Raw genomic sequence first — 24394 nt, 5'->3', positions numbered from 1 at the left:
TGAGTAGTCGCGGAAATCTCGGCAATCACGGGGAGAACCGACCTCCGGCCTCGTAACGTCGACCTATGACGCTCCACCTGTCCGACAGCGACATCCTCGCCGAGCTCGAGCCGACGGCCGAAGCCAACCTCAACGACCACCTGGCCAAGGCCAAGATGTGGCACCCCCACGACTACGTGCCGTGGGACGAGGGCCGCAACTTCGCGGCCATGGGCGGCGACGACTGGGACCCCGAGCAGTCGCGACTGAGCGAGGTCGCCAAGGCGGCGATGATCACCAACCTGCTCACCGAGGACAACCTGCCCTCCTACCACCGCGAACTCGCCGACACCTTCGGCTTCGACAACGCCTGGGGCACCTGGGTCGGCCGGTGGACCGCCGAGGAGAACCGCCACGGCATCGTCTTGCGCGACTACCTCGTGGTGACGCGCGCCGTCGACCCAGTCGCGCTCGAAGAGGCCAGGATGGCGCACATGACCGCGGGCATCGCCAAGCCCGAGAAGGGCTCGCAATTCCTCAAAGGCGTCGCCTACGTCACCTTGCAGGAACTCGCGACGAGAATCAGCCACCGCAACACCGGCGCCCTGTGCAACGACGCGGTCGCCGACCGCATGCTGGCCCGCATCGCCGCCGACGAGAACCTGCACATGGTCTTCTACCGCAAGCTCTGTGCCGCGGCCCTCGACCTCACCCCCGATGCGGCCATGCAGGCGATCACCGACGTGATCCTGCGTTTCCAGATGCCCGGTCTCAACCAGCCCAACTTCCGCCGCAACGCGGTCATGCTGGCCAAGCACGGCGTCTACGACCTGCGTCAGCACCTCGACGTCGTGCTGCGTCCGACCCTGCGCACCTGGCGAGTCTTCGAGCGCACCGATTTCGGTCCCGAAGGCGAGCTCGCGCGCGAAGAGCTGCACACCTACCTGCTCGACCTCGAGGTCAAGGCGGCCCGTTTCGAAGAGCAGCGTGACCGCGCCATGGCCAGGGCGGCCGCGCGGGTCTGAGTCAGCCATGGAATAAAGCGCTGGCGCCGTCACTTACAGTTGACCGTTATGAGGGAAAAGGGGCGCAAGGTCATCGCGACCAACCGCCGGGCGCGGCACAACTACACGATCCTCGACGTCTATGAGGCGGGGATCGCGTTGGTCGGCACCGAGGTGAAGAGCCTGCGCGAAGGCAAGGCCTCCCTGGTCGACGCCTTCGCGACCGTCGACCACGGCGAGGTCTGGCTGCGTGGGCTGCACATCCCGGAGTTCAGCCACGGCACCTGGACCAACCACTCGCCGCGCCGCACCCGCAAGCTGCTGCTGCACAAGCGGGAGATCGAGCACCTGGTCGGCAAGTCGCGCGAGGGCAACCAGACGCTGGTGCCGCTGTCGATGTACTTCTCCGACGGCAAGGTGAAGGTGGAGCTCGCGCTCGCCAAGGGCAAGCAGGACTACGACAAGCGTCAGGATCTGGCTCGCAAGCAGGCCGAGCGCGAGGTCACCCGTGAGATAGGTCGGCGGGTCAAGGGCATGCGTTAGTGCTGTCGGTCGTGCTCGCCCTCGTCGCGGCGGCGGGTTACGGAGTCAGCGATTTCTTCGGCGGGATCGCGGCGCGCAGGGTCACCGCATTGCGGGTGGTCGTGGTGTCGTACCCGTTCTCGGTGCTGCTGGTGTTGTTGATCGCGCCGCTGGTCGGCGGGCACGCCGATACCGCGTCGATGCTGTGGGGCCTGGCCGCGGGCGTGGCCAGCGGCTTGGCGGTGTGGTGGTTCTACGCCGCGCTCGCCGACGGGCCCATGTCGGTGGTGTCGCCGCTCACCGCGGTGCTGGTCGCGGGCATCCCGGTCCTCGCCGGATTCTTTCTCGGCGAGCGGCCAGGGGTGGTCGCGATCGCGGGCATCGCCGTCGCTCTGGTCGCGGTGGTACTCGTCAGCCGGGAGGCACCCGACGAAACCACCGAGGAGATCACCGGCGGAAGGCCACTGCGTTTCACCCGCCGAGTCGCGCTTCTCACCGTCGGGTCGGGCGCGGCCTTCGGCTTCGCGTTCTACTTCCTGCACGAGACCGAGGCGAGTGCCGGGCTGTGGCCCCTGCTCGCCCAGCGTGTCGCGGCGACAGCGGTCGTGTGGACCTCCGCGCTGGCAGCAGGCGAATTCCGTGGCCTGCACGGCGAACCGCTTCGCCTGGCCCTCGCGGTCGGCGTGCTCGACGTGATAGCCAACGCCGCACTGCTCTACGCCTTCCACGGCGCGATGCTGTCGGTGGTCAGTGTGATCGGCTCGCTGTATCCGGCGGCGACCGTACTGCTGGCGATGATCCTGCTCGGCGAACGCGTCAGCGCTACCCAGAAGGTAGGCATGGTGCTCGCGCTCACGGCGGTCGCCATGATCGCCGCGAACTGACTCCCTACAGCCGGGTGCAGGGCTCGTGCAGGTCCAGTCGGGCAAGTGTCTTGCCCTGATAGCCGACGCTCACCGCCCTGGCTCCCATCGGTTCCGCACTGTCCGGTTCGAACACCGCCGACCATTCCGATGCCAGATCGGGTTCGGCCGCTCCGGCCGGATGGATCACGACCATGCCCTCACCGTCGGGTTTCATCGATTCCACGCTGCGCCGCAGGCCTGCCCTGGTGAGTTCGCCGTTGGCCGCCGCGGTCGTGAGCAGGGCTTTGAGCGGATAGGTGATCGCCCAGCCCAGCGAGTAACCGAAGTTGGCGGGTTCACCGGTGATCGCCTCGCGGGCGTGCTTGGCGCCCACGCTGTTGCCGGACCAGCTGTCGACCGGGGTCGTGTAGTTGTAGAGCGCGGTCAGCGCGGGCGCGGCCGCCGATTGCAGCAGTGCCGCGTTCCAGGTGGGCAGCGAGCCGAGGAACCGGCCGGTGAAACCCGACTTCACGAGCTTGCCCACGATCTCCGCGGTCTCACCGGGCCCGGTGGCCAGCATCACCAGATCCGGGTCCGCCTCGAGAATCTCCGCCACGGGCCCGTCCTGATTGCCGACCTCGGAATTGGGCCCGGTATCGATGCGATCGGCGATGGTCGCGTCGTTGGCCAGCGCCCACTTCATCGCCCCACTGGCGTAGTCGCCGCCGTAGTTGCCGCGATAGGCGACGACGGCGATGTTGCGTGGCGTGTAATGGGTTTCGGCGAACCAGTCGAGCCCGGTGACCGCTTCGGTGCAGTAGGAGTAGCCCGCGCTGAGCACCAGATTGCGGTCGGCGCTGCGATAGTTCCAGCCCGACCACTGAGTGGCCGCGGTGCTCACCATGTCGTCGGCGTCCATCTGATTCAGCATCGCCACGGTCTGCGCGGTCCCGAAACTCATCGACAACGCGAGCACGTTCGGCTCGATCTTCTCGTACGCGCTGCGATGGGTGCGTGGATCGTAGGAGGTGTTGCGGGTATAGGTGCTGATGTCGATGTCGTAGCCACCGATGCCGCCCGCCGCGTTCACCTGCTTCCAGAACGCCACCTGACCGTCGTTCATCGAGGCGCCGAGCGGGGTGAACGGCCCGTTCGCGAGATCCGAGAGCACCCCGAGGTAGATGCACCCGCGATCGGTGTTCACCGAACCGGGACAGGGCGTGCTGGTGACGCCCGGCGCCGCGGTGGACTCGCCCGACGAGCAGGCCGCGGCCAGCACGAGACTCGCAACAGCAGGGATCGCCGCGAATCGGCGCAGTCCCTGCTGACTGGTGAATGCCATGAGATAACTCCTTGCTCCAGTCGCCCAGTACATTTCACAGTTCCGGGGCGGCCGATCGAGAACAGTACCTGCCTCCACCGGCGGTCCCACCCGGATTCGCGGAGGCGATCTGGCAGGGTTCGCTACAAGATCACTCAGGCGACACCACGAGCTGGCAGAAATAATGGGAAGAACCGACGCCGCGCCGGTGTTAATATGACTAGCCCGCACGGTGCGGGCACGTACGGGGCTGAACGGTTTCGACTGCGTACGTTGATTCAGGGGAAGCGTGTCGGTGCAGGCAAGAGACCACCGTAAGCGTCGCTGCAACCAATTAAGCGCCGATTCCAATCAGCGCGAGTACGCCCTCGCTGCCTAAGTAGCCAGGTCGTCTCTGTCAGTCCGGGTTCGTCCCTCGACCCGGGTACTGGCATCAGCTAGAGGGAATTACCGTTCGGCTCGGTCGCGGAGTCGGATGGGACATCTAACAGCGACTGGGATCGTCATCCAGGCTTGTTCGCGAGACTTGGAGATCCGAGCAGAGACACAGCGAACTGCACACGGAGAAGCCCTGAAGACGCGGCGGAGGACCCGGGTTCGATTCCCGGCAGCTCCACTAAGAGCCCCTCACCTGACACGCAGGTGAGGGGCTTTTTCGTGTTCTGGCGACGCAAAAGCATGTGTACACGGCAGCGTGTACGCTGAAGGTATGGACGAGATCAGCACCCGTGAACTACGTGCCAACCTGGCGAAATACATCGATGCTGCCGAGGCCGGCGAGCAAGTGATCATTCTTCGCGACGGCACCCCGGCTGCCGCGCTCGTCCCGCTGTCTGTCGTGGAAGCCGTCGACGAGGCCGAGGACGCACTGCTGGCCCGAGAAGCTGCCGCCCGGCTGGTCGACGGCAGTGCGACCGTCAGCATGGCCGAGGTGCTCGCCGACATCTTCGAGGCGCGTCGGTGAAGTACGAGTTCCGCTTCCACGAATCGGCTCGGCGTGAATTGCGTGATTTGGAACAGCGGGACGCGATGCGAATCCTTACCGCACTCACGATCCTCGGCGACGATCCATACGCCGAGGGTCTGGCTATCCGGAAACTGACCGGCGTCGACGCCTACCGGCTACGGGTGGGACGGTTCCGGGTTGTCTACCAAGTGCAGGACGAAGTACTGGTGATCCTGGTCGTGAAAGTCGGGTGGCGGCGGGACGTGTACCGCGACCTCTAGGTCGACATCGTCAGACGCTCAGGAGCAGGGTGATCACCTCAGGGTCGTACCAGCTACGGGCGAGCTCTTCTCGGCAACTGACCACCTGCGACCTGATGGTCAGACCCTGGTGGAGGGCGGTGCGAACCGGCCACGTAGAACTGAGCGAATGACGCGGTATGCATACGACTCGGGGGCGGGAACGCTGGTCGCTACCTGGGGGACCGGTCGGGGTGATCTCGCCGAGACGATCGCCGAGGTGCCGGGGACGGAACACGGGGTGGAACTGGCGGCGGCGCTGGCGAGTCTGGCGCGGTTCCAGTGGCGGACCTACACCCATCCGGCGACCGCTGCCGGGGATCCCGATATCGAGAACGGGGAAGCGTGGCGGCGGGCCGAGGAGCGCAATCGCTTCGAGAAGGTCGAAGCCGCGCTGCGCACGCCCAATCTGCCCGACGAGGACGGGTGCATGCTGGTTTTCTACAGCCCTATCGAGGAATCCGCGCACCACGTGGGTCGCGTGCTCCATGCGATCGGTGACGCGAGCCTGGTGGACCGGGTAGTGAACGAGGTGCTCACCGAGCAGGCGGCGATCATCGCCGCGGAACTGGGCGATCTGGCGGGTCGGGCCAGGCAGGCCGTCGAACTCACCCGCCCGGAGATCTCCCCGGTGCAGGTGCACGCGGCCGACAGCCTGCTGCGGGCCAACCCGTTGGGCTCGATCGACCTGTTCACCGAATTGGACCCCGCCGCCGCATCGGTCGCCGCCGCACACTGGCTGCGGGCCGCGGCGACGGTGGCCGGGGAGGTCACGGGCCTCGAACCGGTGGATGTGGTCGCCGAGGCCGACGACATCGAAGCACTCCAGGTGGAAACTCCCACCGTGGTCTTGGAACGGCTCGGCGCGGGGGAGACGCCGACCGAGGTGGTGGTCGACCTGATCGCCGACGCCATCGCCGCCTCCGAGGGCAAGGTTCGCGACCTGGACGGCATCATCGAGGCCGCGCAGGAAATCGAGGAACGCGACGACGACGATGACGATCCCGACGACTGGACCGACGGCTACCGAATCTGCCGCCTTGACCCCACCCGTCCCGCGATCGATCTACTCGAAGACCTGCTCGGCGCCATCCGGGGATGTTGGCTGGTCTTCAGCGAAGCGGACAGTGGCACCACCTTCGAGAACGCCGTTCGAACCGAAGCGGACGCCGATACCTCCCGCTTGCAGTAGCTCCCGTTCCGCCGAAAAGCCCTGCACCGCAAGATGATTGCCGACGGCGCAGGGCTGCGCGAAACTATCCGCCTGCGCGACGGCGGAAGGTGCGCTTCCCGCCCGCCTGCGCGTGCGTCCCACGCACTTTGGCGGAATTCTGGGCGGCCCCACCCACGGAGGAGTGGCCGTTCTTCCGCTCGAGCGCCTCACGGAACCTCCGCTTCGTCGCCTCCTCCGGAGTTTCGAGCGCGTCCGCGGACTGTTCGGCGGAGACTTCCTGTTCATCGGGCATCCCTACAGCCTGCCACCTCAGCGCACGTTCGCACACCATCGGCAGGACCATCGACCTGCCCGCGACGGCCCCTCGGTAGGATCCACCGATGCGGGGCAGGCCAGGAGGGACGTGGCTTTGATCGAAGTATGGGGTGCGCGAGTAGCGGTCCGGTATGCGGACGGGCGACTGGTGACGACGCCGCTGCGCGCCGACAACGAGATCGCGCTCGACGTGGGTGTGGCCGAACTGGCCAGGATCGCGCTGGCGAACACCGAGGACGGGCAGATGGCGCTGCTGCTGTTCTTCCGGTCGGCGCAGTTCGTGGTCAACGGTGCGCCGACGGATCGGCACCCGGTGCCGGTGTTCCTCGAAACCGATCTACGCGCGCAGGCGCAGGCTCTGATCAGAGCCGTCGAACGCGACTTGGTCAGCCTACGCCGGGTGTTCCCACCACGACCGAATCTCGTTCCACCGCAATCTGTTCAGGGTTCGAACGGCCGAAGGCGTCCCGATGTCACCGCGGCGGCGCACCGAATGCGCCACGCGGGCAATTCCTTACGTGAGATAGACATCTTGCACAGCTGCGCCCGCACCGACGAGTACGTCCTCGAACTGGCCCAGGCCGGCCACGAAGGTGCGCCGGGTCTGGTCGCGATCACCACGCTGCGCCTGCTCTTCGTCTCCGCGTGGGCGGTCTACGAATTCCCGGTCTCGGTCCTCACCGATGCCGAAGTGCGTACGAGCCCCGGACAGGTTGCCACCCTGCGGATTTCGGGCGCGGGCACCGAGCTGGACTTCGTCGACTGGGAACCCGCCGACTTCACCCGCATCACCGAGGCCGTCCGCCTGGCCTGCGAGATCGAGCACGTCGACGGATCCATCACCCAGTCCATGCCCTGCTCGGCCGACCTCTTCGGCGAATGGCAACTGCTGGTGGAACGCCGCAAACTGGGGATGGTCGACGACGACCCGTTCCGCCGTCAAGCCGTGGGCATCATGCTGACGATGCCGGGCTGAACACCGGCGCACCCGGATGCAGGGCTACCCGCCGCCACGGACTCGACGGCCGAAGGTGCAGCCCGGCGATCATCCGCCTACGTTCGGCCACTTGGCTTTTCGCGGCCGACAGATCCTGCGTGGCCGCCCAGAAGATCGCCCCCGTGAGGAACCCGTCGCCGAACTGTCGCCAGTTGCGATAGTGCTGACGCGCCCGATCCAGCCCGGTCAGCATGTGCTCCCACGCCTCGTCCTCGGTCAGATACCCGGCCGTGCAGGCGGCGCGGGCGATGAACACCAGCCGTGCCAGATCCCAGGCGGTGGCGTCGATCTGCAGTGGCGTCGGCAGGCTGTCGGTGATGCCGAGCTTGATGGCTTGCAGCCACGCGTCGTAGTCGCGATCGATCCCGGCAGGCCCGCGATAGCCGCGGAAACTCGACAGTGTGTGCAGGAATTCGCGGTGCTCGTCGGCCAATCCGGATCGGTCGACGCGGCCGGTATCGCTCGCGGCCATGACGGCGAGCGGATGGACGAGTTCGAACAGCGGCGCGTGCATCCCGGCCAGCAACCGCCGCACGGTGTCGTGCGCGTCCTCGGCGTTGTCGACACCCCACGACTCGTGCAGTCCTTCGATCGCGGTCTCCCGCCGCGTCGACGCGCTGTCGGGCTCCTCGGGCAGGAACGCGACGCCGTCGCACTGCGCGCCCCAACTGCGCCCGTAATACGCGCCGACGGCCAAAGCCCTGATCCGGTCGTCGTCGATCCTCGCCCCGGACCACACGTCCGGCTCGATATCTATATCCGCTCCGGGAAACCCCGCCACCCGTGGCCGTCCACCCTGCACTGATGCTGTCGGTTGCATTGGCACCCCTCTGCCGAGCCGAACGTCGTGGCGTCAGATCTTACGTACCGGGTGATCGCGGTGCGGCAACTGCCTGTCGGTGGGCAGGGCTACCGTCGGACGTGTGGCGGAATACCGGGAACGCGAATCGAGGCTGGACCGAGCGGTGGTCTGGTCGCGAACCATGCCCGCCCACACCGGTCCCGTCACGGTGTTCCCCGACGGCTGCATGGATCTGATCTGGACCGAGGGCACGCTGATGGTGGCGGGGCCGGACAGTCGCGCGTTCCTCGCGCCGAATGCGCGGGCGAGCGAGTTCGTCGGCATCAGGTTCGCACCGGGCACCGCACCCACGTTGCTCGGGGTCCCCGCGGTGGAACTGCTGAATCAGCGGGTCGACCTGGCCGAGATAGCGTCCTCGCGCACCACCAGGGAACTCGTCGACCGCATCGACAACGCGCCCGACCGCGTTGCCGCCTTGGAGGCGGTCGCATTACGACTCGCCGCCGATAACGGCGTGGCCGATCCGGCGCTGACCGCCGTCGTCGATTCCTTGTCGCTTGGCGCAACGGTCGCCGAAACCGCCGCTCAGACGGGGATGTCGGCCCGGATGTTGCACCGGCGTTCCCTGTTCGCCTTCGGCTACGGACCCAAGATGTTGGCCCGTATTCTGCGTTTTCAACGTGCGTTGGCGGGGCTTCGCAGCGGAAATTCCGCTGCGCAAATCGCCGCGGTGACCGGTTTCGCCGACCAGGCACACCTGTCCCGGGAGGTCCGTGACCTGGCGGGATGCTCGGTGCGCGCCTTGCAAACCCGTTGATCGGGCGTCCGCCCGCCCGGAAAGTCTCATTCGGCACAGCGTGACGAAAGGTTTAGGCTCGGTAGTGCACGCCCCGTCGCAAGTGCTCGGTCCGAACACCGACGAGAGGATGTGACCTGATGATCGATGAATCCGTGTACTCCACGCTCCGTATCGAGGCAGAACGAGACGAAATCCGTCGGCTTGTCGTGGGCGCGGTCGTCGTCCGCCATCATCGAGTGCTCATCCTGCGCCGTCGACGATCGGATTTCCTCGGCGGACGGTGGGAGTTGCCCAGCGGCGTCGTCGAGCCGGGTGAGGCACTCGACGAAGCGCTGGCCCGCGAAGTCGCGGAGGAAACCGGGCTGGAGGTCACCGGCGTCAGCGATTACCTCGGCGAGTTCGACTACCTGACCGGCGAAGGCGCCCGCACCAGACAGTTCACCTTCGTCGTCGACGTGGCCGCGTCGGGACCGGTGACCCTCACCGACCACGACGCGCACCTGTGGACGAGGCTCACCGGAGAACCCCCGGTGAGCGACGAGGTCCGCGAGATGCTCGGCCGCTACCAGCGGCGTCAGCGCGACCCCCACGACTGGTCGGCCTATTCGGCGGGCAACGGCGCGTAGAGGTCGATTCCGTGCCCGTCGGGGTCGGTGAGCGAGGCGTAACGCTGGCCCCAGAAGGCATCCCACGGTGCGAGTTCTCCGTGATGGCCGGCGTCGACGAGTTCGGCGTAGAGCTTGTCGACCTCGGCCGGATCGGCGCATCGGAACGCCAGACTGCTGCGGCCCGGACCGGTCGGCGGTTGCCAGTCGGGCGTGAAGGAGGCGATCGTCGCCTCGGTGTCCAGCGCCAGCCGCAGACCACCGCCGATCACGGCCTCGGCATGGCCCTCGGCTTCGGCACCGTCCGGGAAAACAAGTCCCAGCCTGCGGTAGAAGGCCACCGAAGCGGCCATATCGGAAACGACAACGGACACGACATCGAGCTGTGGAGTCATATTCGCAGCTTAGGCACCCGAGTGGGGTGCGGTCTTGAACGAATCGGACGTCAGCGCGCGGGCACCGGTACCAGTTCGCCGACCAGATTCCCGATCAGGATCCGCAGGTGGTCGCGGATGCCGCGCACCACCTCGATCGGCTGCCCGGCGGGATCGGGCAGCACCCAGTCGCGGTAGCTGATTCCGGGAAAGTACGGACACAGCTCGCCGCCTCCCACCGTGACCACCACATCCGAGATCCCGACGACATCATCGGTGAGTGCCGTCGGGCGTTCGCCGGAGATGTCGATCCCGATCTCGGCCATGGCCGCCACCGCGGTGGAGTCGAGCGCCGCCGCCGGTTCGCTGCCTGCGGTGCGCACCTCGATCCGATCACCGGCGGTGGCGCGCAGCAAACCCGCCGCCATCTGCGATCGGCCCGCATTGTGCGCGCAGACGAACAACACGCTGGGAGTGTGGGCCATTGGTCGCCCTTTCGGCGCAGGGGCGAAGTGCTTGTGGCGCTTCGGGTATCACCGTCATCATTCCACCAGGGCGCCGCGGCGGGGGAGGGTGCGGGCTATCCGGCGATGCTGTTGTCCGAGCAGTGTCCGCGCCGTGACGCTCAGCCGAGTGAGCCGAGCACCCGGTGCACGTAATCGTTGGCGAACACCCCGGTGGGGTCGAAGCGTCGCCGGACCGCGGTGAAGCGGTCCCATTCGGGGTAGCGCGGGCGCAGTGTCTCGGCGGTCTGGAAGTGGCGTTTGCCCCAGTGCGGCCTGCCGTCGTAGGCGTTGAACACCGCCTCGCACGCGCGGAAATACGGCTCCCACACCATGCCCTGGTACTGGTGCACCGCGATGTAGCAGGTCTCGCGTCCGCCCGCGGGGGACAGGAAGGCGTCGTCGGGCGCCACCCAGCGCACCTCGATCGGCATCGGCGTACCGAATCGCCTTCCCAGTGCGAGGATTTCGCGAATCGCCTCGGCGGCGTGCGCGCGCGGGATCGCGTATTCCATCTCGTTGAACTTCACCAGCCGTGGCGTGGAGAACACCCGGTAGGAACGGTCGACCTGGCGGTTGTTGCTGCCCGCCAGGGTGGCCGCGCGGTGAATCATGGGGATGGCGGCCGGAATTCGCCGACCCAGCCTGCACAGGCCGTCGTAGACATGGTTGGCGATCAGGATGTCGTTGAGCCACTCGCTCACCGTGCCGCGCGGTTGTTCCGGCGCTTCGGTGCGATCGATGGCCTTGGTCATCGCCGTGTCGCTGTGCGGGAAGGCGAAGAACTCGAAATGATCACTGCCGTCGGCGAATCGGTCGATATCGGTGAGCACCTCGTTCAGTGGCACCGGCCGTTCGACGCACTCGAGCACGAACGACGGCTCGAGCTGCAGGGTGGCCGCGGTGACGACGCCGAGCGCGCCGACGCTGACCCGCGCCGCCTTCCAACCGTCGGGATCGGTCTGCTCGTTGAGCTCCACCCGGGTGCCGTCGGCCCGCAGCACCTCCACCGAGTGCAGTGCCGCGGAGATATTGCGCAGCCGGGCGCCGGTGCCGTGGGTGGCGGTGGCGGTGGCGCCCGCGAGGCTCTGCGTATCGATGTCGCCGAGATTGGGGAAGGCCAGTCCGTGGGCGTGTAGCAGGGGACTCGCCGCGTGCAGCGAGATCCCGGCCTCCACGCGCACCTGGCCGGCGTCGACGTCGACATCGAGGACCTTGTTCAGACCACTGAGATCTACCAGTGTGCCGTCGGTGAGTACGGCGTCGGTGAACGAGTGCCCCGACCCGGCCACGCGCACGGTCCGGCCCGCGGCGGCCGCATCGGTCACTATCGCGGCCAGTTCCTCGACGTCACGCGGCGCGGCGACGACGGCGGGTGTGCAGCGCTGCTGGCCTGCCCAGTTCACCCAGGTGTTCTTGGTCATGTGTCCAACAGTAGAGGATGCGCTGTGACGCGCGCTACCGGTCGGCCAGGTTTCGGCTCAGCGACGACGGCCGAGGCAGCTGGCGGCCTTGGCCCGCTCGACCTCTTCGTCGGTCATCGGCGAGACCAGCAGTGGCCTGCGCGGCACGGCGTCGGTGCGGACGCCGTTGAGCGTGATGGCCATATACCGTTGCCACACTTCGGAATTCACCGGACCGGCGAACTCGGCGAGTGCGTTGACCATATGGATCAGGGCGAAGAAGTCGGTGGTGGCCACGTCGGGATCGATCGCCCCGGCGGTGCGCGCGCGGTCGATGATCGCCGTGACCGACGGATGGATCCGGTCGCGCAGCTCGGCGAAACGGGCCGGATCTTCCTCGAGTTCGAGCATCACCTCGCCGAAGCCGCGGTTGGTCGCCAGGTGTTTGCACGCGCTCTCGAAGAATTCGACGAGGCCGAGCCAAGCGTCCGCATTGCCGAGTGCCGCCTCGGCCGCGTCGGCGAAGTCCTTGACGTGCTGGTCGAAGACCTCGGCGATGAGTTCCTTCTTGTTGGCGAAGCGCCGGTACACGGTGCCGACGCCGACGCCCGCGCGCTCGGCGACATCGTCGAGGGTGATCTCGAGGCCGTGGTCGGCGAATAGCTCACGGGCGGCCGCGACGATGCGTTGCTGATTGCGCGCGGCGTCGGCGCGCAGTCTGCGGGGTGGTGTGGCAGTCGTCGTGGCGTGATTCACAGACACATCCTATCAATTCGAGGATTAAGTGGAGGTCGTTTCTCCGTTACTCTGGTAGCTTCGTATGAAGCGGAGGCGGTATCTCCGATTATGCCACCAGAAACCATCCGTAGACCTACTAGGGGAGTTATGACCACCACACTCGACACCGGGCTCGAGAGCCCCGCGGATACCGGTCGCCGCGGCTCGCACGCCCTGCGCTGGTGGGTGCTTGCCGTACTCGGCATCGCCCAGCTGATGGTCGTGCTCGATGCGACGATCGTCAATATCGCTCTGCCCGCGGCCCAGGCCGACCTCGGTTTCGGCGACGGTGACCGCCAGTGGGTCATCACCGGTTACGCCCTCGCCTTCGGCAGCCTGTTGCTGCTCGGCGGCAGGCTCAGCGACCTCTTCGGTCGTCGCAACACCTTCATCATCGGCCTGGTCGGCTTCGCGGTGACCTCGGCCATCGGTGGCGCGGCCACCACCTTCGAGATGCTGGTGGCGGCCCGTGTCGGCCAGGGTGTGTTCGGCGCGCTGCTCGCGCCCGCCGCGCTCTCGCTGCTCACGGTCACCTTCACCGAACCCAAGGAACGGGCCAAGGCGTTCGGCATCTTCGGCGCCGTGGCCGGTACCGGTGGCGCGATCGGCCTGTTGCTCGGTGGCGTGCTCACCGAATGGGCGTCGTGGCGCTGGGCGATGTACGTCAACCTGATCTTCGCCGCCGTGGCGCTCGTCGGCGCGGTGTTGCTGCTGGCCAAACACACCTCGACCACGCGGCCCAAGCTCGACTGGTACGGCACCGCCGCCGTCACCGTCGCGCTGTTCGGCATCGTCTACGGCTTCTCCCACGCCGAGTCCAACGGCTGGAGCGACCCGACCACGCTGGCCTTCCTGATCGGCGGCGCCGTGTTGCTCGCCGTGTTCGTGTGGATCGAGACCAAGGTCGCGCATCCGTTGCTGCCGTTGCGTATCGTCGCCGACCGCACCCGTGGCGCGTCGTACCTGACCGTGTTCGTCATGGGCATCGGCATGTTCGCGATCTTCCTGTTCCTCACCTACTACATGCAGCTGACCCTGGCGTACACCCCGATCGTGACCGGTCTGGCGTTCCTGCCGATGGTGGCGGGCATGGTGGCTTCCTCGACCACCGCGCCGTCGCTGTTGCTGCCGAAGGTCGGACCCAAGGTCGTCATCAGTGGTGGATTCCTGGTCGCCGCGGCGGGCATGCTGTGGCTCACCCGGATCGGCCTGGATTCGAGCTACGTCACCCACATCCTGCCCGCGCTGGTACTGCTCGGCCTCGGCCTCGGTGGTGCGATGTCGGTCGCGTTCCAGGGTTCGACGGCGGGTGTGCAGCACGAGGACGCCGGCGTCGCCTCGGCGATGGTCAACACCAGCCAGCAGGTCGGTGGTTCCATCGGCACCGCGCTGCTCAGCACCATCGCGGCCTCGGCGATGACCGACTACGTGTCGTCGCATCAGCCGGGCCCGCTCACCGTGGCGCAGGGCGCGATCGAGAGTTACACCACCAGCTTCTGGTGGGCGACGGCCACTTTCGTGCTCGGCGCGATCGTGATCGCGGTGCTCATGCCGAACACCGTGCCCGCCCCGGCCGAAGGCGAGCCGGTGCTGGCGCACTGATCCAGAACAATCGCCCGACGATGGCCCGAACCGACAATCGGTTCGGGCCATCGTCGTTCGTCCGTGGCGGCTGCTGAAAGTTTGCCACGGTACGCACCGCTCGCCCGAGTGTCGGTGGTTCTCGATACCATGAGCAACGACCACCACACGGATCGGCCAACGGGAGGCGAACGCATGACATCGCGGCCTCCGGCGCTCGATCCGGCCGTCCTCGCGGCGATCTCGGTGGGCGGCGGGCTCGGCGCCACCGCCCGTTTCGGCGTCGCACAGTGGTGGCCGGTGCTCCCCGGCCGATTCCCGTGGTCGACCTTGACGGTGAATGTGCTCGGCTGCTTCGCGATCGGGGTGCTGATGGTCGTGGTCACCGAACTGTGGGATGCACCGAAGCTCGTGCGACCGTTCCTGGGAATCGGTGTGCTGGGGGGCTTCACGACTTTCTCCACCTATAGCCTCGAGATTCGTAGACTCATCGGCATCGGTGAGACGGGTACGGCGCTCGCCTATCTCGGTCTGTCGGTGCTCGCGGCGCTGAGTGCCGTGGCAATTGCCATGATCGCGACCCGGTGGGTCGCGCGGCGGGGGTTCACATGAATTCGACGACGGAAGGGGGCCATCCGATGGTCGAGATGTGGGCTCCCACAGCGGGAGGCGCGGCATGACGGTGGCGTTGGTGCTGGCCGGCGGCATGCTCGGCGCACCTGCCCGGTACCTGATCGACCGGCGGATGTCGGCGTGGTTTCCGACTGGGCTGCCATGGGGGACGCTAACCGTTAACATTGTCGGTTCGGCGTTGCTCGGGGGTTTGATCGGCGCGAGTGCGGGCAGTGCGCTGCTGGCATTCGCGGCAACCGGCTTCTGTGGTGCGCTGACCACGTTCAGCACGTTCGGGTACGAGACGATCCGTCTGGTAACCGAGGGCGCCTACGTGTATGCCGTGGGCAATGTCGTGATCAGCGTCGCGGCGAGCCTGGTCGCGGTATACGCCGCCGCGTCTCTGACCCAGTGGTTGTGCGCATGATTCTCATGACCAGCCGCGCGCAGCCGACACGGAAGGGAACACCCACCATGGCCCACGATCGCGCCGGACGGCCTGCCCGCCCGACCGACCTGGTGGACATCGCTCACCTGGTCACCGCGTACTACAGCCTCGTCCCCGATCCGGACGAGCCGAGCCAGCAGGTGGTGTTCGGCACCTCGGGTCACCGTGGGTCCAGCGAGGACGGCGCGTTCAACGAGGCCCACATCATGGCGATCACGCAGGCGATCGTCGAATACCGCGCCACCCGCGACATCACCGGCCCGGTCTACCTCGCGCGCGACACCCATGCCCTGTCCGAGCCCGCCTGGACCACCGCGCTCGAGGTCTTGGCCGGCAACGACGTCACGGCCGTGATCGACGCCCGTGGCCGCTACACCCCCACGCCCGCGCTGAGTCATGCCGTGCTGAACCACAATCGCGGCGGCACCAAGCACCAGGCCGACGGCATCGTGGTCACCCCCTCGCACAATCCACCCCGCGACGGCGGCTTCAAATACAACCCACCGCATGGCGGCCCCGCCGACACCAAGGCCACCGACGCCATCGCCGCCCGCGCCAACGAACTGCTGCGCGGCGGCCTGGCCGAGGTCAAAAGGGTCTCGCTCGATCAGGCGATGAGCACCCACGTGCAGCGCTACGACTACCTCGACCAGTACGTCTCCGACCTGCCGAACGCGTTGAACCTGGACGCGATTCGCGGTGCGGGCATCCGGATGGGCGCCGACCCGATGGGTGGCGCGAGCGTGGACTACTGGGAGGAGATCGGGCAGCGCTTCGATCTCGAGCTCGAGGTGGTCAACCCGTTCGTCGACCCCACCTGGCGTTTCATGACCCTCGACAGCGACGGTCAGATCCGGATGGATCCGTCCTCGCGCCACGCCATGGCGGCCCTGGTCGGCATCAAGGACGACTACGACATCTCCACCGGCAACGACGCCGACGCCGACCGGCACGGCATCGTCACCCCCGACGGTGGCCTGATGAACCCCAATCACTTCCTCGCCGTCGCGATCGAATACCTCGTCGCGAACCGGATGTGGTGGGACGCGCTCACCAAGATCGGCAAGACCGTCGTCACCTCGTCGATGGTCGACCGTGTGGTCGGCGTGCTCGGGCGCGACGTGTACGAGGTGCCGGTCGGGTTCAAGTGGTTCGTGCCCGGATTGTTCAGTGGCAGTTTGGCTTTCGGCGGCGAGGAGAGCGCGGGCGCGTCGTTCCTGCGGATGGACGGCACCGTGTGGACCACCGACAAGGACGGCATTCTGCTCGCCTTGCTGGCCGCCGAGATCGCCGCCGTCACCGGCCAGACCCCCTCGGCCAGGTACGGCGAACTCGAACGTCAGTACGGCAGCCCCGCCTACGCGCGCATCGATGCCGCCGCCACCAGTGAACAGAAGGCGAAACTGGCGCAACTGACCCCCGAGGCCGTCACCGGCACCGAGATCGCGGGCGAGGAGATCACCGGCATCCTCACCACCGCGCGCGGCAACGGAGCGCCGCTGGGCGGGTTGAAGGTGACCACGGAGAACGCCTGGTTCGCCGCCCGTCCCTCGGGCACCGAGGACAAGTACAAGATCTACGCCGAGTCGTTCCTCGGCCCTGAACATCTCACCCAGGTGCAGGCCGCGGCCGAGGAGATGGTGAATCAGGCGCTGGGCGAGTGAGCGCTCCGGCGAAAGTCCGGCTACCCGCCGAGATCTGGGTACTGATCGCGGCCGCTTTCGTGATCGCTCTCGGGTTCGGTCTCGTCGCACCCGTGCTGCCGCAGTACGCACGCGAATTCGGGGTCGGCATCGCCGCCGCGTCGGCGATCGTGAGCGCGTTCGCGTTGATGCGGTTGTTGTTCGCGCCCGCCAGTGGGCGGCTCGTGCAGAAGCTGGGCGAGCGGCGGGTGTATCTGGCCGGCATCGTGATCGTGGCGGTGTCGACCGGAGCGTGCGCGCTGGCGCAGACGTATTGGCAACTGCTGGTGCTGCGTTCGCTGGGCGGTGTCGGGTCCACGATGTTCACGGTGTCGTCGATGGCGCTGATCATCCGGGTGTCGCCGCCTGCCGCGCGTGGTCGGATCTCCGGCGTCTACTCGACGAGTTTTCTGATCGGTTCGCTGCTCGGTCCGCTGGTCGGAAGTAGTTTGGCCGGGTTCGGGCTGCGCGCGCCGTTCCTGATCTACATGGCCGCGCTGCTGGTGGTGTGTGTGATCGTGTTCGCCGGGTTGCGTGAATCGCCGGTGCTCGCGCCCGAGAGCGGGGCGAAGCCGATCGAATTCACCTTCCGGCAAGGGTGGGCCGAACCCGCCTATCGGGCGGTGCTGCTGTCGAGTTTCGCGGGCGGCATCGCGGTGTTCGGTGTGCGGATGGCGTTCGTGCCCCTGCTGGTGGTCGAGACCCTGCATCAGGAAATCGGTATGGCGGGCGTGGCGCTCACGGTGTTCGCCGCGGGCAATGCGGCAGTGCTGTTCCTGTCCGGGCGACTCTCGGACCGGTTCGGTCGCAAACCGTTCCTGATCGCCGGGTCGGCCATCTGCGCCCTCGGCACCGGCGTGCTCGGTTTCGCACCGACCATCGAATGGTTCCTGGTCGCCTCGTTCGTCGCGGGCCTGGGTTCGGGAATGTTCAGTCCGGTGCAGCAGGCGGCCTTGGCGGATGTGATCGGGTCGCGCGCCCGCGGCGGTCCGGTACTGGCCGCGTTCCAGATGTCGGCCGATCTGGGCACCGTGCTCGGCCCGATCGCCATCGGCTGGTTGGCCGAACGCACGTCGTTCGGTGTGAGCATGGCCGTGACCGGTGCGGTGCTGGCGGTGTCGGCGGCAGTGTGGGTGTTCACGCCCGAGCCCTCGCGGATCGAGCACCCCGAAGATCCGGAGCGCCCCGATCACGCGGGTGACGGCATCGACCCGCAATGCGCCTGCGATGGCAGCCCCGACGGTAAGCCGGTGGTGCGTGACGGCATGGTTCCCGCCGGCCGACCCAGCGACTACCACAGGCCCCAGTAGCAGGTCAGCGTCATTTCGGCGTGCCCGGGCGGCGAGCCGGCGGCGACTCGAGGCAGAGTGGACGGGTGAGCACAGCCGGTTCTTCGCACAATCCGCGCCCCGTTTCCAGCAACACCACCTACGCGCTGGCCGCGGTGGCGGTCGTCCTCATCGGGTTGATCGTGTTCGCTGCCTACAAGTGGAGCGCGGAACCGCCACCCGCCGTCCGCAACGACGGCTACGGCCCCGTCCGCGAGGCCGCCGTGCAGGTCAGCAGCACCCCCGAAGGTGTCATCCGCCTCGGCCGCCCCGACGCCTCCAAGACCGTCGACATCTTCGAAGACCCCATCTGCCCCGCCTGCGGCGCGATGGAAACCGCCTACGGCCAGGAACTGGCCCAGAAGATCGACGAAGGCAAGCTCGCGGTGAACTACCACCTCGTCACCTTCCTCGACCCCCAGTCCAAGAGCAAGGACTACTCCACCCGCGCGACAGCCGCGAATCTCTGTGTCGCCCAAGCGGGTTCGGGCCCGGTCTACAGCAAATTCCACGAGACCCTGTTCACGAAGAAGCAGCCCGACGAAGGCGGCTCCGACCTGAGCAACCCGGCGCTGGCAACCATCGCCACCGAATCCGGCGCCCCCGAGTCCGTCGCCGCCTGCATCAACAACGGCACCCAATCCGAAGCCGCCAAGACTGCCGCCGCGAAGAACCTCGCCGATCTCGACGCCCGCACCGACAACAAGGCCGCCACCCCCGCGATCTACGACGGCACCACCAAGATCAACTGGCAAGACGAGAACTGGGTAGTGAACCTGGCCCCCTGAGCCCCCACGTGAGGTTCGGCACATTCTACCCCTGACCAGCCGATCCTCCCCGCCCCACCGGCCACTACACCCCCGCCCGTAACCCCGCATTTTCGCCGTCTACCAGCCGATTTGTTCTCTCTCAGACGCATGGTGTAACTTCATTCAGGCAGCAGCGAGAGCCGCTGGAACAACTGAACACGGGGCTATGGCGCAGCTGGTAGCGCACCACACTGGCAGTGTGGGGGTCAGGGGTTCGAGTCCCCTTAGCTCCACTTCATCACCGCAGGTCAGGATCGGTATTACTTCGGTCCTGACCTTTTGCGTTTCGGCCATCTTGCCAAGATCTTGCCAACGGGCGGGAGAACATCGGTTCTCGGACCGCCTTAAACGGCGCGCTGCGCGCTGCCGAACATCGCCGTGGCGGCGGCGGTCAGTCCTTCGTCATAGACCCGGTTGTAAACCGTTGTCGTCATCCGCACATCGTGTCCGTGCCAGGCGGCGACGGTCGACGCCGGAATGCCAGCGTGCAGCATCACCGACACTGACGTGTGTCGCAGGTTGCGCAGCGTGATGCGGGGGAGTTCGGCCGCGATCCGAATGCGGTGGAACCACCCGGTGTAGGTGCGGGGGAGTACCGGCTCACCGTCGATGCCAGCGCACACGTGCGCGTTCTCATCCCACGGCATCCCCAGCGCAAGGCGTTCGCGCATCTGCTTGGTGCGCAGCTCGCGCAGTGCCGTGGTCACGTCGGCGGGCATCGGCAGGGTGCGGCGTGAGCGTTCCGTCTTCGGTTCGTCTACCGCGTGTTCCTTGCCTTCCACCTCCACGTGACTCTGTTCGATGCTGAGCGTTCCGCGTGCCAGGTCGATATCCGACCAGCGCAGCCCGCACACTTCAGAGCGCCGCAGCCCGTAGCAGGACATGAGAAACACCGCGTGAAGGCGGTCGTCCTTGGCCTTGTCGGCAAAGGTCTGCACCTGTTCCTTCGTCCACACGTCCGCCGTGGTGACCTTGGCCGGACGCTGCCGGGGCGATTCGACGTATTCGGCCGGATCGCGAGCAATGAGCCCTTGCCGCGTGGCGTACTCGGTGACCTGCTGGAGCATGACCAGCGCCAGCCGAACCGTGGCCGGTGCCAGTGCCTTACCGGCCATTGAACCGGACTCCAACATCATCGACACCCATTCGTCCACGTGCGCCTGACGCAGCGCCTGAATCTTCATCGCGCCAAGGTCACGCTTGGCGTACTTCAACGAGTCTCGGTAGTTGCGCAGCGTGTTCGCGCGAATATCGCGTCGCGACTTCAACCAATCGTCGGCCACCTGCGAGACGGTGAGGTCAATCCGGCCGACGAACGTACCGGCGGCGACGGCGGCACTGATTCGCCGGTACTCGCTGCGCGCCATCCTCATGGTGTCGTAGGTGAACTGCTGGCGGATGCGCGAACCGTCCGGCTTCACGCCGACATCGACCTGGAACGAATAGGATTTCTTGCCATTCTTGGCGGTGTAGGGATTGATCGGCTCAGCGCGACGGGACTTCTTGCCGCGCTCGATTGGGGCGGTTGTCACAGGGGGCTGTCCGTTCCTTTGTTATTGGGTCGCTTGGGTTTACGCACCGCGTCGGCTGCCAGGAGGCCGCGCGTCTTGCAGCCCTTGATCCAGTCGTAGACGACTTCGCGTGACGGTTCGTCACCGTCGGCGTAGGGCATTCGCTTGCGGATGAACTCGGCGACGCTTTTGGCCTTCTGTCCTTCGGGGGACAGGACCAGGGCCGCGACGCGCTGGTAGTGATCCATGGTCAAGGGAGGCCGTCCAACGCGCGGCGGGCTTTCACTTTCCCGGAATGCCTGCCAGACGCCGGCCTTGGTGAACCTGACTTCTTCTAGGTCCTCGTATCCCTCAGCGGGTAGCCCGTGATGCTTTGCGGTCGCCTCGAAGACTTCACGCAGTTCACGGGCGCGGACTCGCGCGTCCATGCTGTCGGCACCGGCGGCGTAGACCGCAAGTCGGTCAGGATCGATGCGGGAGAGGGTGCGCTTGGTGATGGGCGAGCCGTCGGTCGATGTGATGCGTAGGTCGGTGATTACCGGGCCGTCGGGGGTGTCGCGCCAGGCGAGTTCGTAGTGGTGAACATGGTCATGGCAGGTGATCGAGACAGGGCGCTCGGCGCGGGGGTCAGAGTCCACTCGCGCGCCTACGACCTCGCCGGCCGGAACCGTGTATTTCCTTGCGGGTTTTCCACTTTGGTGGGGCGTCATAGTTTCCCACTATAGACGGATGTCGCACTATCGGGTCAATCTATCCGTATGGAACCAGACAGCACGGACATCGAAACCGTCCTCCGAACGCAACCCACCGTCTCTATGGATCAGACAGCCCTCGCGTTCGGTGTCGGCAGATCCACTGTCTATGCCGCAGCAAAAACCGGTGAGCTGCCAGTGATTCGAGTCCGCGACCGGTTGCGTGTTCCGTCAGCGTGGGTGCTACGTCAGCTACACCTCGACCCGGAGCGGGCGGTCGCGGCGGAATGATGCAGATACAAGCGCGCCCCGGCGCGGAGAACACCGGGGCGGCAATTGGTCGGGGTGACCGTAACCAGGATATCGAAAATAACCGAGTCACGTCACCCGCCGAAGCGGCCGCGATCTACCGGCGCCACATGGGTGACCGGCCGTTGTCGCCGGTGCGACCGACTTCGACTCGGATCGACCAAACTTATCTGTTGGACAGTAGGTTTCGTGCGCATGCCGAGCGCATCGGCAACCGCCTAGTGACTATGGCCGAGGATGCGTCCCTGACGCCTGCCGACATAGTTGCCGAGCTGCGCCGCGACGGCGCCCGGCTGGTGAACGCCGAACGGCAACTCGGTCGTGTGCTCGCACGGTGGGCCGACCGGTGACGGCTGACGCACGTTCTGCGGCCGAAGGGGACGCCCTCAATGGGGCGTGCGTCCTCGGAGACCTGCGCGAGCCCAACCAGGAGCACGTGGTCGATTATGACTCGCTGCATGAAAAGCGCTCTGCTGCAACAGTATTGGTAGGCATGGCGCGTGAACGCTACGAATTTGGCATCAGTGACGATGATGAACCATTTGCGCGGACAGTCGACGGTGAGCCTGTCGTGATGATGCTGCGTGGCAGCAAGAACGGCCTACGTCAGGAATTGGCGCGCCAGTACTTCGACCAGACCACCAGGGCCGCGCCCGCCCAAGCGCTGGCCGATGCGCTCACCATCCTGGAGGGCGACTGTTTGGCGGCTGCCCGGACCGCGTTGCACCTGCGAGTTGCCGAACATGGCGGGAACGCCTTCATTGACATGGGCGACGCCGACATGTCGGGGATCTGGGTGAACTCGTCAAGCTGGGGGGTCTACGGTCGTGCGGACCACGGCCACGCACCGGTTCTGTTCCGCAGGACTCGACTTACCGGCGCGTTCCCGATGCCTCAACGCGGCGGTGACCTGACGGCGCTGTGGGGTCTGGTGAATATCACCGAGTCTGATCGGCCGCTGATCTTGGCCGCGCTCGTCCAGGCACTCATCGACCCATCGACACCGCATCCGATCGTGTCGCTGTTCGCCGAGCAAGGCAGCGGAAAGTCGTCGGCCACGAGAATGCTCGTCTCCCTGGTAGACCCGTCGCCGGTTCCGCTGCGTAAGCCACCCAAGGATGCGGAAGGATGGGTTACCGCAGCGCAAGGTTCGTGGGTCGTTGCGATCGACAACCTGTCGACCATCCCGGCGTGGTTGAGCGATTCGATGTGCCGCGCGGTGACTGGCGACGGTGACGTGCGCCGTGCCCTCTACACCGACGGCGATCTGTCGGTGTTCTCGTTCCGGCGCTGCCTCATCGTCAACGGCATCGACCTAGGCGCCATGGCCGGTGACTACGCCGAGCGGTCAGTCGTCGCCAACCTCGAACGCATCCCGGCTGACCGTCGCCGAAGCGAACGCGAACTAGTCGCCGAATGGGATCGGCAATACCCGCTGATCCTGGGGGCGCTGCTCGATCTGTGCGTGGCGGTGAAACGCACGGTGTCATCTGTTGAGCTGCAAACCCTGCCGAGGATGGCCGACTACGCCATGATCTTGGCCGCCGTGGACATCGTGTTGGGTACCAACGGCATCACCCGCTACGCCGATCAGGCGCGGACACTGGCTGTCGACACGCTCGATGGGGTGCCCTTCTTGGCCGCCTTGCGCGAAACCGTCACCGAGGAGGAAGAACTCACCGCAGCCGAGTTGCTGACCAAAGTCACTATCGGCGCGGAATCGTCGCCGAACTGGCGTAAGCCGATCGGGTGGCCCAAGGACGCCCGGAGCGTTACCGCACTACTCAAACGCAACGCCCCCGCGCTGCGTTCTGCCGGGTGGATCGCGGAACGCCGCGACCGTAGCGGCAAAGCCAACGCGGTTGCGTGGTATTTCGTCCCCCCGTTGCTTACGGGTGACGGTGGGACCGTCCAGCCGAGTAGTCCCGGAAATGTTGCCGCTTTGCCGCTTCGCCGCCAAACCGCCGGTCTAGCTGGGAAAACAGTAGGCGGCATCGAGGCGGCGACACGGCGGCAAGAACCAGGCGATGCCGCAGGTGCCGCCGACCTGACAGCACACCGAATTGATGCCGCGGCGACGCCGCCCCTTATGCCGCCCGTAAACCCGCTGGTAGATGGGGGTTTAGCGGAAAGGCGGCAAAGCGGCAACGATTCCGCCACCACTCCGCTACTCGGCCCGTGCGCCCGGTGCCATGGCGACGGCATGGCCGACGGGTGTCCCGAGTGCAGGGTGGTCGATGCCGCCGCCCGGATCGTCAACCTCCGCGACATCGACGGGCTCAGCTTCGGCAAGATCGCCCGATGCCTCAACGATGACGGAATCAAACCGGCGAAGGCAGAGCGATGGACCGAGCAACTCACCTGGAAGCACTACCAACTGCGCATGAGACGGGCTGCGAATTGACCCAGTACCGGCGCGGCGCTGACTTCGAGCGCACCGTGAAGCGCCTCCTCGAAACCAACGGCTACGACTGCAGACGGTCTGCCGGTTCCCGCTCACCCGTCGATGTCGTCGCCTTCAAACCGGGTCAGGTCGTCATGGTGCAGGCCAAACTAAATGGCCGCTGCCCGCCCGCCGAGCGCGCCGAACTCGTGCGCGTCGCCGGTCTCGTCGGTGCGGTCCCGCTGCTGGCCTACCGGATAACCCGGCAGGGCACGCGATTCCGGCGGTTGTTCGGAACCGGTGCTAGAGAGTGGGCGGAATGGGCGCCGGATGCCCTCAGACCGCATTAGGGCACGGCACGCGGGAACGTTGCC

Annotated in this window: 27 protein-coding genes, 1 tRNA gene and 1 other RNA gene; 20 read left to right on the top strand and 9 right to left on the bottom strand. The window is 66.6% G+C overall.

The window, feature by feature from the left end:
* Window positions 1–65 precede the first annotated feature (65 nt).
* The 3 genes from QX204_RS24530 to QX204_RS24520 are packed head-to-tail and all read left to right on the top strand — an operon-like array spanning window position 66 to window position 2389.
* Complete coding sequence (locus tag QX204_RS24530) at window positions 66–1004, top strand: acyl-ACP desaturase (protein ID WP_301902635.1); 939 nt, start codon at window positions 66–68, stop codon at window positions 1002–1004.
* Between the two features lie 48 nt (window positions 1005–1052).
* Complete coding sequence (smpB, locus tag QX204_RS24525; RefSeq protein WP_301902634.1) at window positions 1053–1526, top strand: SsrA-binding protein SmpB; 474 nt, start codon at window positions 1053–1055, stop codon at window positions 1524–1526.
* Window positions 1526–2389, top strand: a complete 864-nt coding sequence (locus tag QX204_RS24520) for a DMT family transporter (RefSeq protein WP_301902632.1) — start codon at window positions 1526–1528, stop codon at window positions 2387–2389. Before smpB ends, QX204_RS24520 begins: the two co-directional genes overlap by 1 nt.
* Window positions 2390–2393: 4 nt before the next feature.
* Here QX204_RS24520 and QX204_RS24515 read toward each other — a convergent pair whose 3' ends face one another.
* A complete protein-coding gene (locus QX204_RS24515; protein WP_301902630.1) occupies window positions 2394–3692 on the bottom strand; it encodes an ABC transporter substrate-binding protein in 1299 nt (432 codons plus the stop codon).
* A 225-nt stretch (window positions 3693–3917) separates the two neighbouring features.
* On the opposite strand from QX204_RS24515, the gene ssrA reads away from it, so the two are divergent.
* The 4 genes from ssrA to QX204_RS24495 all read left to right on the top strand — a co-directional run bounded on the left by ssrA (window position 3918) and on the right by QX204_RS24495 (window position 6108).
* Window positions 3918–4290, top strand: a transfer-messenger RNA (tmRNA) gene (gene ssrA, locus QX204_RS24510).
* Window positions 4291–4380: 90 nt separating this feature from the next.
* Window positions 4381–4635, top strand: coding sequence for a type II toxin-antitoxin system Phd/YefM family antitoxin (locus QX204_RS24505; RefSeq protein WP_301902628.1), 255 nt, complete (start codon window positions 4381–4383; stop codon window positions 4633–4635).
* Window positions 4632–4898, top strand: a complete 267-nt coding sequence (locus QX204_RS24500; protein ID WP_301902626.1) for a type II toxin-antitoxin system RelE family toxin — start codon at window positions 4632–4634, stop codon at window positions 4896–4898. Before QX204_RS24505 ends, QX204_RS24500 begins: the two co-directional genes overlap by 4 nt.
* Before the next feature lie 148 nt (window positions 4899–5046).
* Window positions 5047–6108, top strand: a complete 1062-nt coding sequence (locus tag QX204_RS24495; RefSeq protein ID WP_301902624.1) for a hypothetical protein — start codon at window positions 5047–5049, stop codon at window positions 6106–6108.
* A 64-nt stretch (window positions 6109–6172) separates the two neighbouring features.
* Here QX204_RS24495 and QX204_RS24490 read toward each other — a convergent pair whose 3' ends face one another.
* The gene (locus tag QX204_RS24490; protein ID WP_301902622.1) at window positions 6173–6382 is read right to left on the bottom strand and encodes a DUF5302 domain-containing protein; all 210 of its coding nucleotides are present in this window, start codon (window positions 6380–6382) and stop codon (window positions 6173–6175) included.
* Between the two features lie 111 nt (window positions 6383–6493).
* On the opposite strand from QX204_RS24490, the gene QX204_RS24485 reads away from it, so the two are divergent.
* Window positions 6494–7381: a hypothetical protein gene (locus QX204_RS24485; protein WP_301902620.1), complete on the top strand. Its 888-nt coding sequence runs from the start codon at window positions 6494–6496 to the stop codon at window positions 7379–7381.
* On the opposite strand, the gene QX204_RS24480 is transcribed toward QX204_RS24485, so the two are convergent.
* Window positions 7359–8222, bottom strand: coding sequence for a DUF1266 domain-containing protein (locus tag QX204_RS24480; RefSeq protein ID WP_301902618.1), 864 nt, complete (start codon window positions 8220–8222; stop codon window positions 7359–7361). The two genes, QX204_RS24485 and QX204_RS24480, sit on opposite strands and share 23 nt — an antisense overlap.
* Before the next feature lie 103 nt (window positions 8223–8325).
* Here QX204_RS24480 and QX204_RS24475 point away from each other — a divergent pair, with 103 nt between their 5' ends.
* Both QX204_RS24475 and QX204_RS24470 read left to right on the top strand, forming a co-directional pair.
* On the top strand, window positions 8326–9021 hold the full coding sequence (locus QX204_RS24475) for a helix-turn-helix domain-containing protein (RefSeq protein WP_301902616.1): 696 nt from the start codon (window positions 8326–8328) through the stop codon (window positions 9019–9021).
* Window positions 9022–9140: 119 nt separating this feature from the next.
* Window positions 9141–9629 carry an NUDIX hydrolase gene (locus tag QX204_RS24470; protein WP_194826281.1) on the top strand — a complete coding sequence of 163 codons (489 nt, stop codon included), beginning with the start codon at window positions 9141–9143 and terminating at the stop codon, window positions 9627–9629.
* Here the strand turns inward: QX204_RS24470 and QX204_RS24465 are convergent.
* The 4 genes from QX204_RS24465 to QX204_RS24450 form a co-directional block, all read right to left on the bottom strand.
* On the bottom strand, window positions 9605–10003 hold the full coding sequence (locus QX204_RS24465; protein ID WP_301902613.1) for a VOC family protein: 399 nt from the start codon (window positions 10001–10003) through the stop codon (window positions 9605–9607). The two genes, QX204_RS24470 and QX204_RS24465, sit on opposite strands and share 25 nt — an antisense overlap.
* 50 nt (window positions 10004–10053) lie before the next feature.
* Window positions 10054–10467 (bottom strand): arsenate reductase ArsC, encoded by a 414-nt coding sequence (locus tag QX204_RS24460; RefSeq protein ID WP_301902611.1) that lies wholly within the window; start codon window positions 10465–10467, stop codon window positions 10054–10056.
* A gap of 140 nt (window positions 10468–10607) precedes the next feature.
* Window positions 10608–11909, bottom strand: coding sequence for an FAD-linked oxidoreductase, L-gulonolactone oxidase family (locus QX204_RS24455; protein ID WP_301902609.1), 1302 nt, complete (start codon window positions 11907–11909; stop codon window positions 10608–10610).
* Between the two features lie 57 nt (window positions 11910–11966).
* Window positions 11967–12644, bottom strand: a complete 678-nt coding sequence (locus QX204_RS24450) for a TetR/AcrR family transcriptional regulator (protein ID WP_301902608.1) — start codon at window positions 12642–12644, stop codon at window positions 11967–11969.
* A gap of 129 nt (window positions 12645–12773) precedes the next feature.
* On the opposite strand from QX204_RS24450, the gene QX204_RS24445 reads away from it, so the two are divergent.
* The 7 genes from QX204_RS24445 (at window position 12774) to QX204_RS24415 (ending at window position 19358) form a co-directional block, all read left to right on the top strand.
* The gene (locus QX204_RS24445) at window positions 12774–14267 is read left to right on the top strand and encodes an MFS transporter (protein WP_301902607.1); all 1494 of its coding nucleotides are present in this window, start codon (window positions 12774–12776) and stop codon (window positions 14265–14267) included.
* 174 nt (window positions 14268–14441) lie between these two features.
* Entirely contained in the window at window positions 14442–14858 is a 417-nt protein-coding gene (gene crcB / locus QX204_RS24440; RefSeq protein ID WP_301902606.1) for a fluoride efflux transporter CrcB, read from the top strand.
* 64 nt (window positions 14859–14922) lie between these two features.
* Window positions 14923–15285, top strand: coding sequence for a fluoride efflux transporter CrcB (gene crcB, locus QX204_RS24435; RefSeq protein ID WP_301902605.1), 363 nt, complete (start codon window positions 14923–14925; stop codon window positions 15283–15285).
* A 47-nt stretch (window positions 15286–15332) separates the two neighbouring features.
* Complete coding sequence (gene pgm / locus QX204_RS24430) at window positions 15333–16970, top strand: phosphoglucomutase (alpha-D-glucose-1,6-bisphosphate-dependent) (protein ID WP_301902604.1); 1638 nt, start codon at window positions 15333–15335, stop codon at window positions 16968–16970.
* Complete coding sequence (locus tag QX204_RS24425; RefSeq protein ID WP_301902603.1) at window positions 16967–18298, top strand: MFS transporter; 1332 nt, start codon at window positions 16967–16969, stop codon at window positions 18296–18298. The genes pgm and QX204_RS24425 overlap by 4 nt, the downstream gene beginning before the upstream one ends.
* 65 nt (window positions 18299–18363) lie before the next feature.
* A complete protein-coding gene (locus QX204_RS24420; RefSeq protein ID WP_301902601.1) occupies window positions 18364–19104 on the top strand; it encodes a DsbA family protein in 741 nt (246 codons plus the stop codon).
* A 181-nt stretch (window positions 19105–19285) separates the two neighbouring features.
* A tRNA-Ala gene (locus tag QX204_RS24415) sits at window positions 19286–19358 on the top strand.
* 111 nt (window positions 19359–19469) lie between these two features.
* On the opposite strand, the gene QX204_RS24410 is transcribed toward QX204_RS24415, so the two are convergent.
* Together QX204_RS24410 and QX204_RS24405 are read right to left on the bottom strand one after the other, a co-directional pair.
* A complete protein-coding gene (locus QX204_RS24410) occupies window positions 19470–20657 on the bottom strand; it encodes a tyrosine-type recombinase/integrase (protein ID WP_301902599.1) in 1188 nt (395 codons plus the stop codon).
* A complete protein-coding gene (locus QX204_RS24405) occupies window positions 20654–21274 on the bottom strand; it encodes a roadblock/LC7 domain-containing protein (protein WP_301902597.1) in 621 nt (206 codons plus the stop codon). Before QX204_RS24405 ends, QX204_RS24410 begins: the two co-directional genes overlap by 4 nt.
* Window positions 21275–21615: 341 nt before the next feature.
* On the opposite strand from QX204_RS24405, the gene QX204_RS24400 reads away from it, so the two are divergent.
* The 3 genes from QX204_RS24400 to QX204_RS24390 are packed head-to-tail and all read left to right on the top strand — an operon-like array spanning window position 21616 to window position 24370.
* Window positions 21616–21987 (top strand): hypothetical protein, encoded by a 372-nt coding sequence (locus QX204_RS24400; protein WP_301902595.1) that lies wholly within the window; start codon window positions 21616–21618, stop codon window positions 21985–21987.
* Window positions 21984–24041 (top strand): AICE element replication initiation protein, encoded by a 2058-nt coding sequence (locus QX204_RS24395; RefSeq protein WP_301902593.1) that lies wholly within the window; start codon window positions 21984–21986, stop codon window positions 24039–24041. Before QX204_RS24400 ends, QX204_RS24395 begins: the two co-directional genes overlap by 4 nt.
* A gap of 35 nt (window positions 24042–24076) precedes the next feature.
* Window positions 24077–24370: a PDDEXK family nuclease gene (locus QX204_RS24390; RefSeq protein ID WP_301902592.1), complete on the top strand. Its 294-nt coding sequence runs from the start codon at window positions 24077–24079 to the stop codon at window positions 24368–24370.
* Window positions 24371–24394 lie beyond the last annotated feature (24 nt).

This window comes from Nocardia sp. PE-7 (assembly GCF_030486425.1).
Taxonomy (GTDB): Bacteria; Actinomycetota; Actinomycetes; order Mycobacteriales; family Mycobacteriaceae; genus Nocardia; species Nocardia salmonicida_A.
This window is presented reverse-complemented; position numbering and strand designations above follow the sequence as displayed.

What these genes read in the sequence shown, in the direction of transcription:
- QX204_RS24445 (WP_301902607.1), top strand. Translation starts at nt 12,774, where the DNA reads ATGACCACCACACTCGACACCGGGCTCGAGAGCCCCGCGGATACCGGT.
- crcB (WP_301902606.1), top strand. Translation starts at nt 14,442, where the DNA reads ATGACATCGCGGCCTCCGGCGCTCGATCCGGCCGTCCTCGCGGCGATC.
- QX204_RS24455 (WP_301902609.1), bottom strand. Translation starts at nt 11,909, where the DNA reads ATGACCAAGAACACCTGGGTGAACTGGGCAGGCCAGCAGCGCTGCACA.
- QX204_RS24490 (WP_301902622.1), bottom strand. Translation starts at nt 6,382, where the DNA reads ATGCCCGATGAACAGGAAGTCTCCGCCGAACAGTCCGCGGACGCGCTC.
- QX204_RS24530 (WP_301902635.1), top strand. Translation starts at nt 66, where the DNA reads ATGACGCTCCACCTGTCCGACAGCGACATCCTCGCCGAGCTCGAGCCG.
- crcB (WP_301902605.1), top strand. Translation starts at nt 14,923, where the DNA reads ATGACGGTGGCGTTGGTGCTGGCCGGCGGCATGCTCGGCGCACCTGCC.
- QX204_RS24465 (WP_301902613.1), bottom strand. Translation starts at nt 10,003, where the DNA reads ATGACTCCACAGCTCGATGTCGTGTCCGTTGTCGTTTCCGATATGGCC.
- QX204_RS24470 (WP_194826281.1), top strand. Translation starts at nt 9,141, where the DNA reads ATGATCGATGAATCCGTGTACTCCACGCTCCGTATCGAGGCAGAACGA.
- QX204_RS24460 (WP_301902611.1), bottom strand. Translation starts at nt 10,467, where the DNA reads ATGGCCCACACTCCCAGCGTGTTGTTCGTCTGCGCGCACAATGCGGGC.
- smpB (WP_301902634.1), top strand. Translation starts at nt 1,053, where the DNA reads ATGAGGGAAAAGGGGCGCAAGGTCATCGCGACCAACCGCCGGGCGCGG.
- QX204_RS24495 (WP_301902624.1), top strand. Translation starts at nt 5,047, where the DNA reads ATGACGCGGTATGCATACGACTCGGGGGCGGGAACGCTGGTCGCTACC.
- pgm (WP_301902604.1), top strand. Translation starts at nt 15,333, where the DNA reads ATGGCCCACGATCGCGCCGGACGGCCTGCCCGCCCGACCGACCTGGTG.
- QX204_RS24480 (WP_301902618.1), bottom strand. Translation starts at nt 8,222, where the DNA reads ATGCAACCGACAGCATCAGTGCAGGGTGGACGGCCACGGGTGGCGGGG.
- QX204_RS24515 (WP_301902630.1), bottom strand. Translation starts at nt 3,692, where the DNA reads ATGGCATTCACCAGTCAGCAGGGACTGCGCCGATTCGCGGCGATCCCT.
- QX204_RS24400 (WP_301902595.1), top strand. Translation starts at nt 21,616, where the DNA reads ATGATGCAGATACAAGCGCGCCCCGGCGCGGAGAACACCGGGGCGGCA.
- QX204_RS24505 (WP_301902628.1), top strand. Translation starts at nt 4,381, where the DNA reads ATGGACGAGATCAGCACCCGTGAACTACGTGCCAACCTGGCGAAATAC.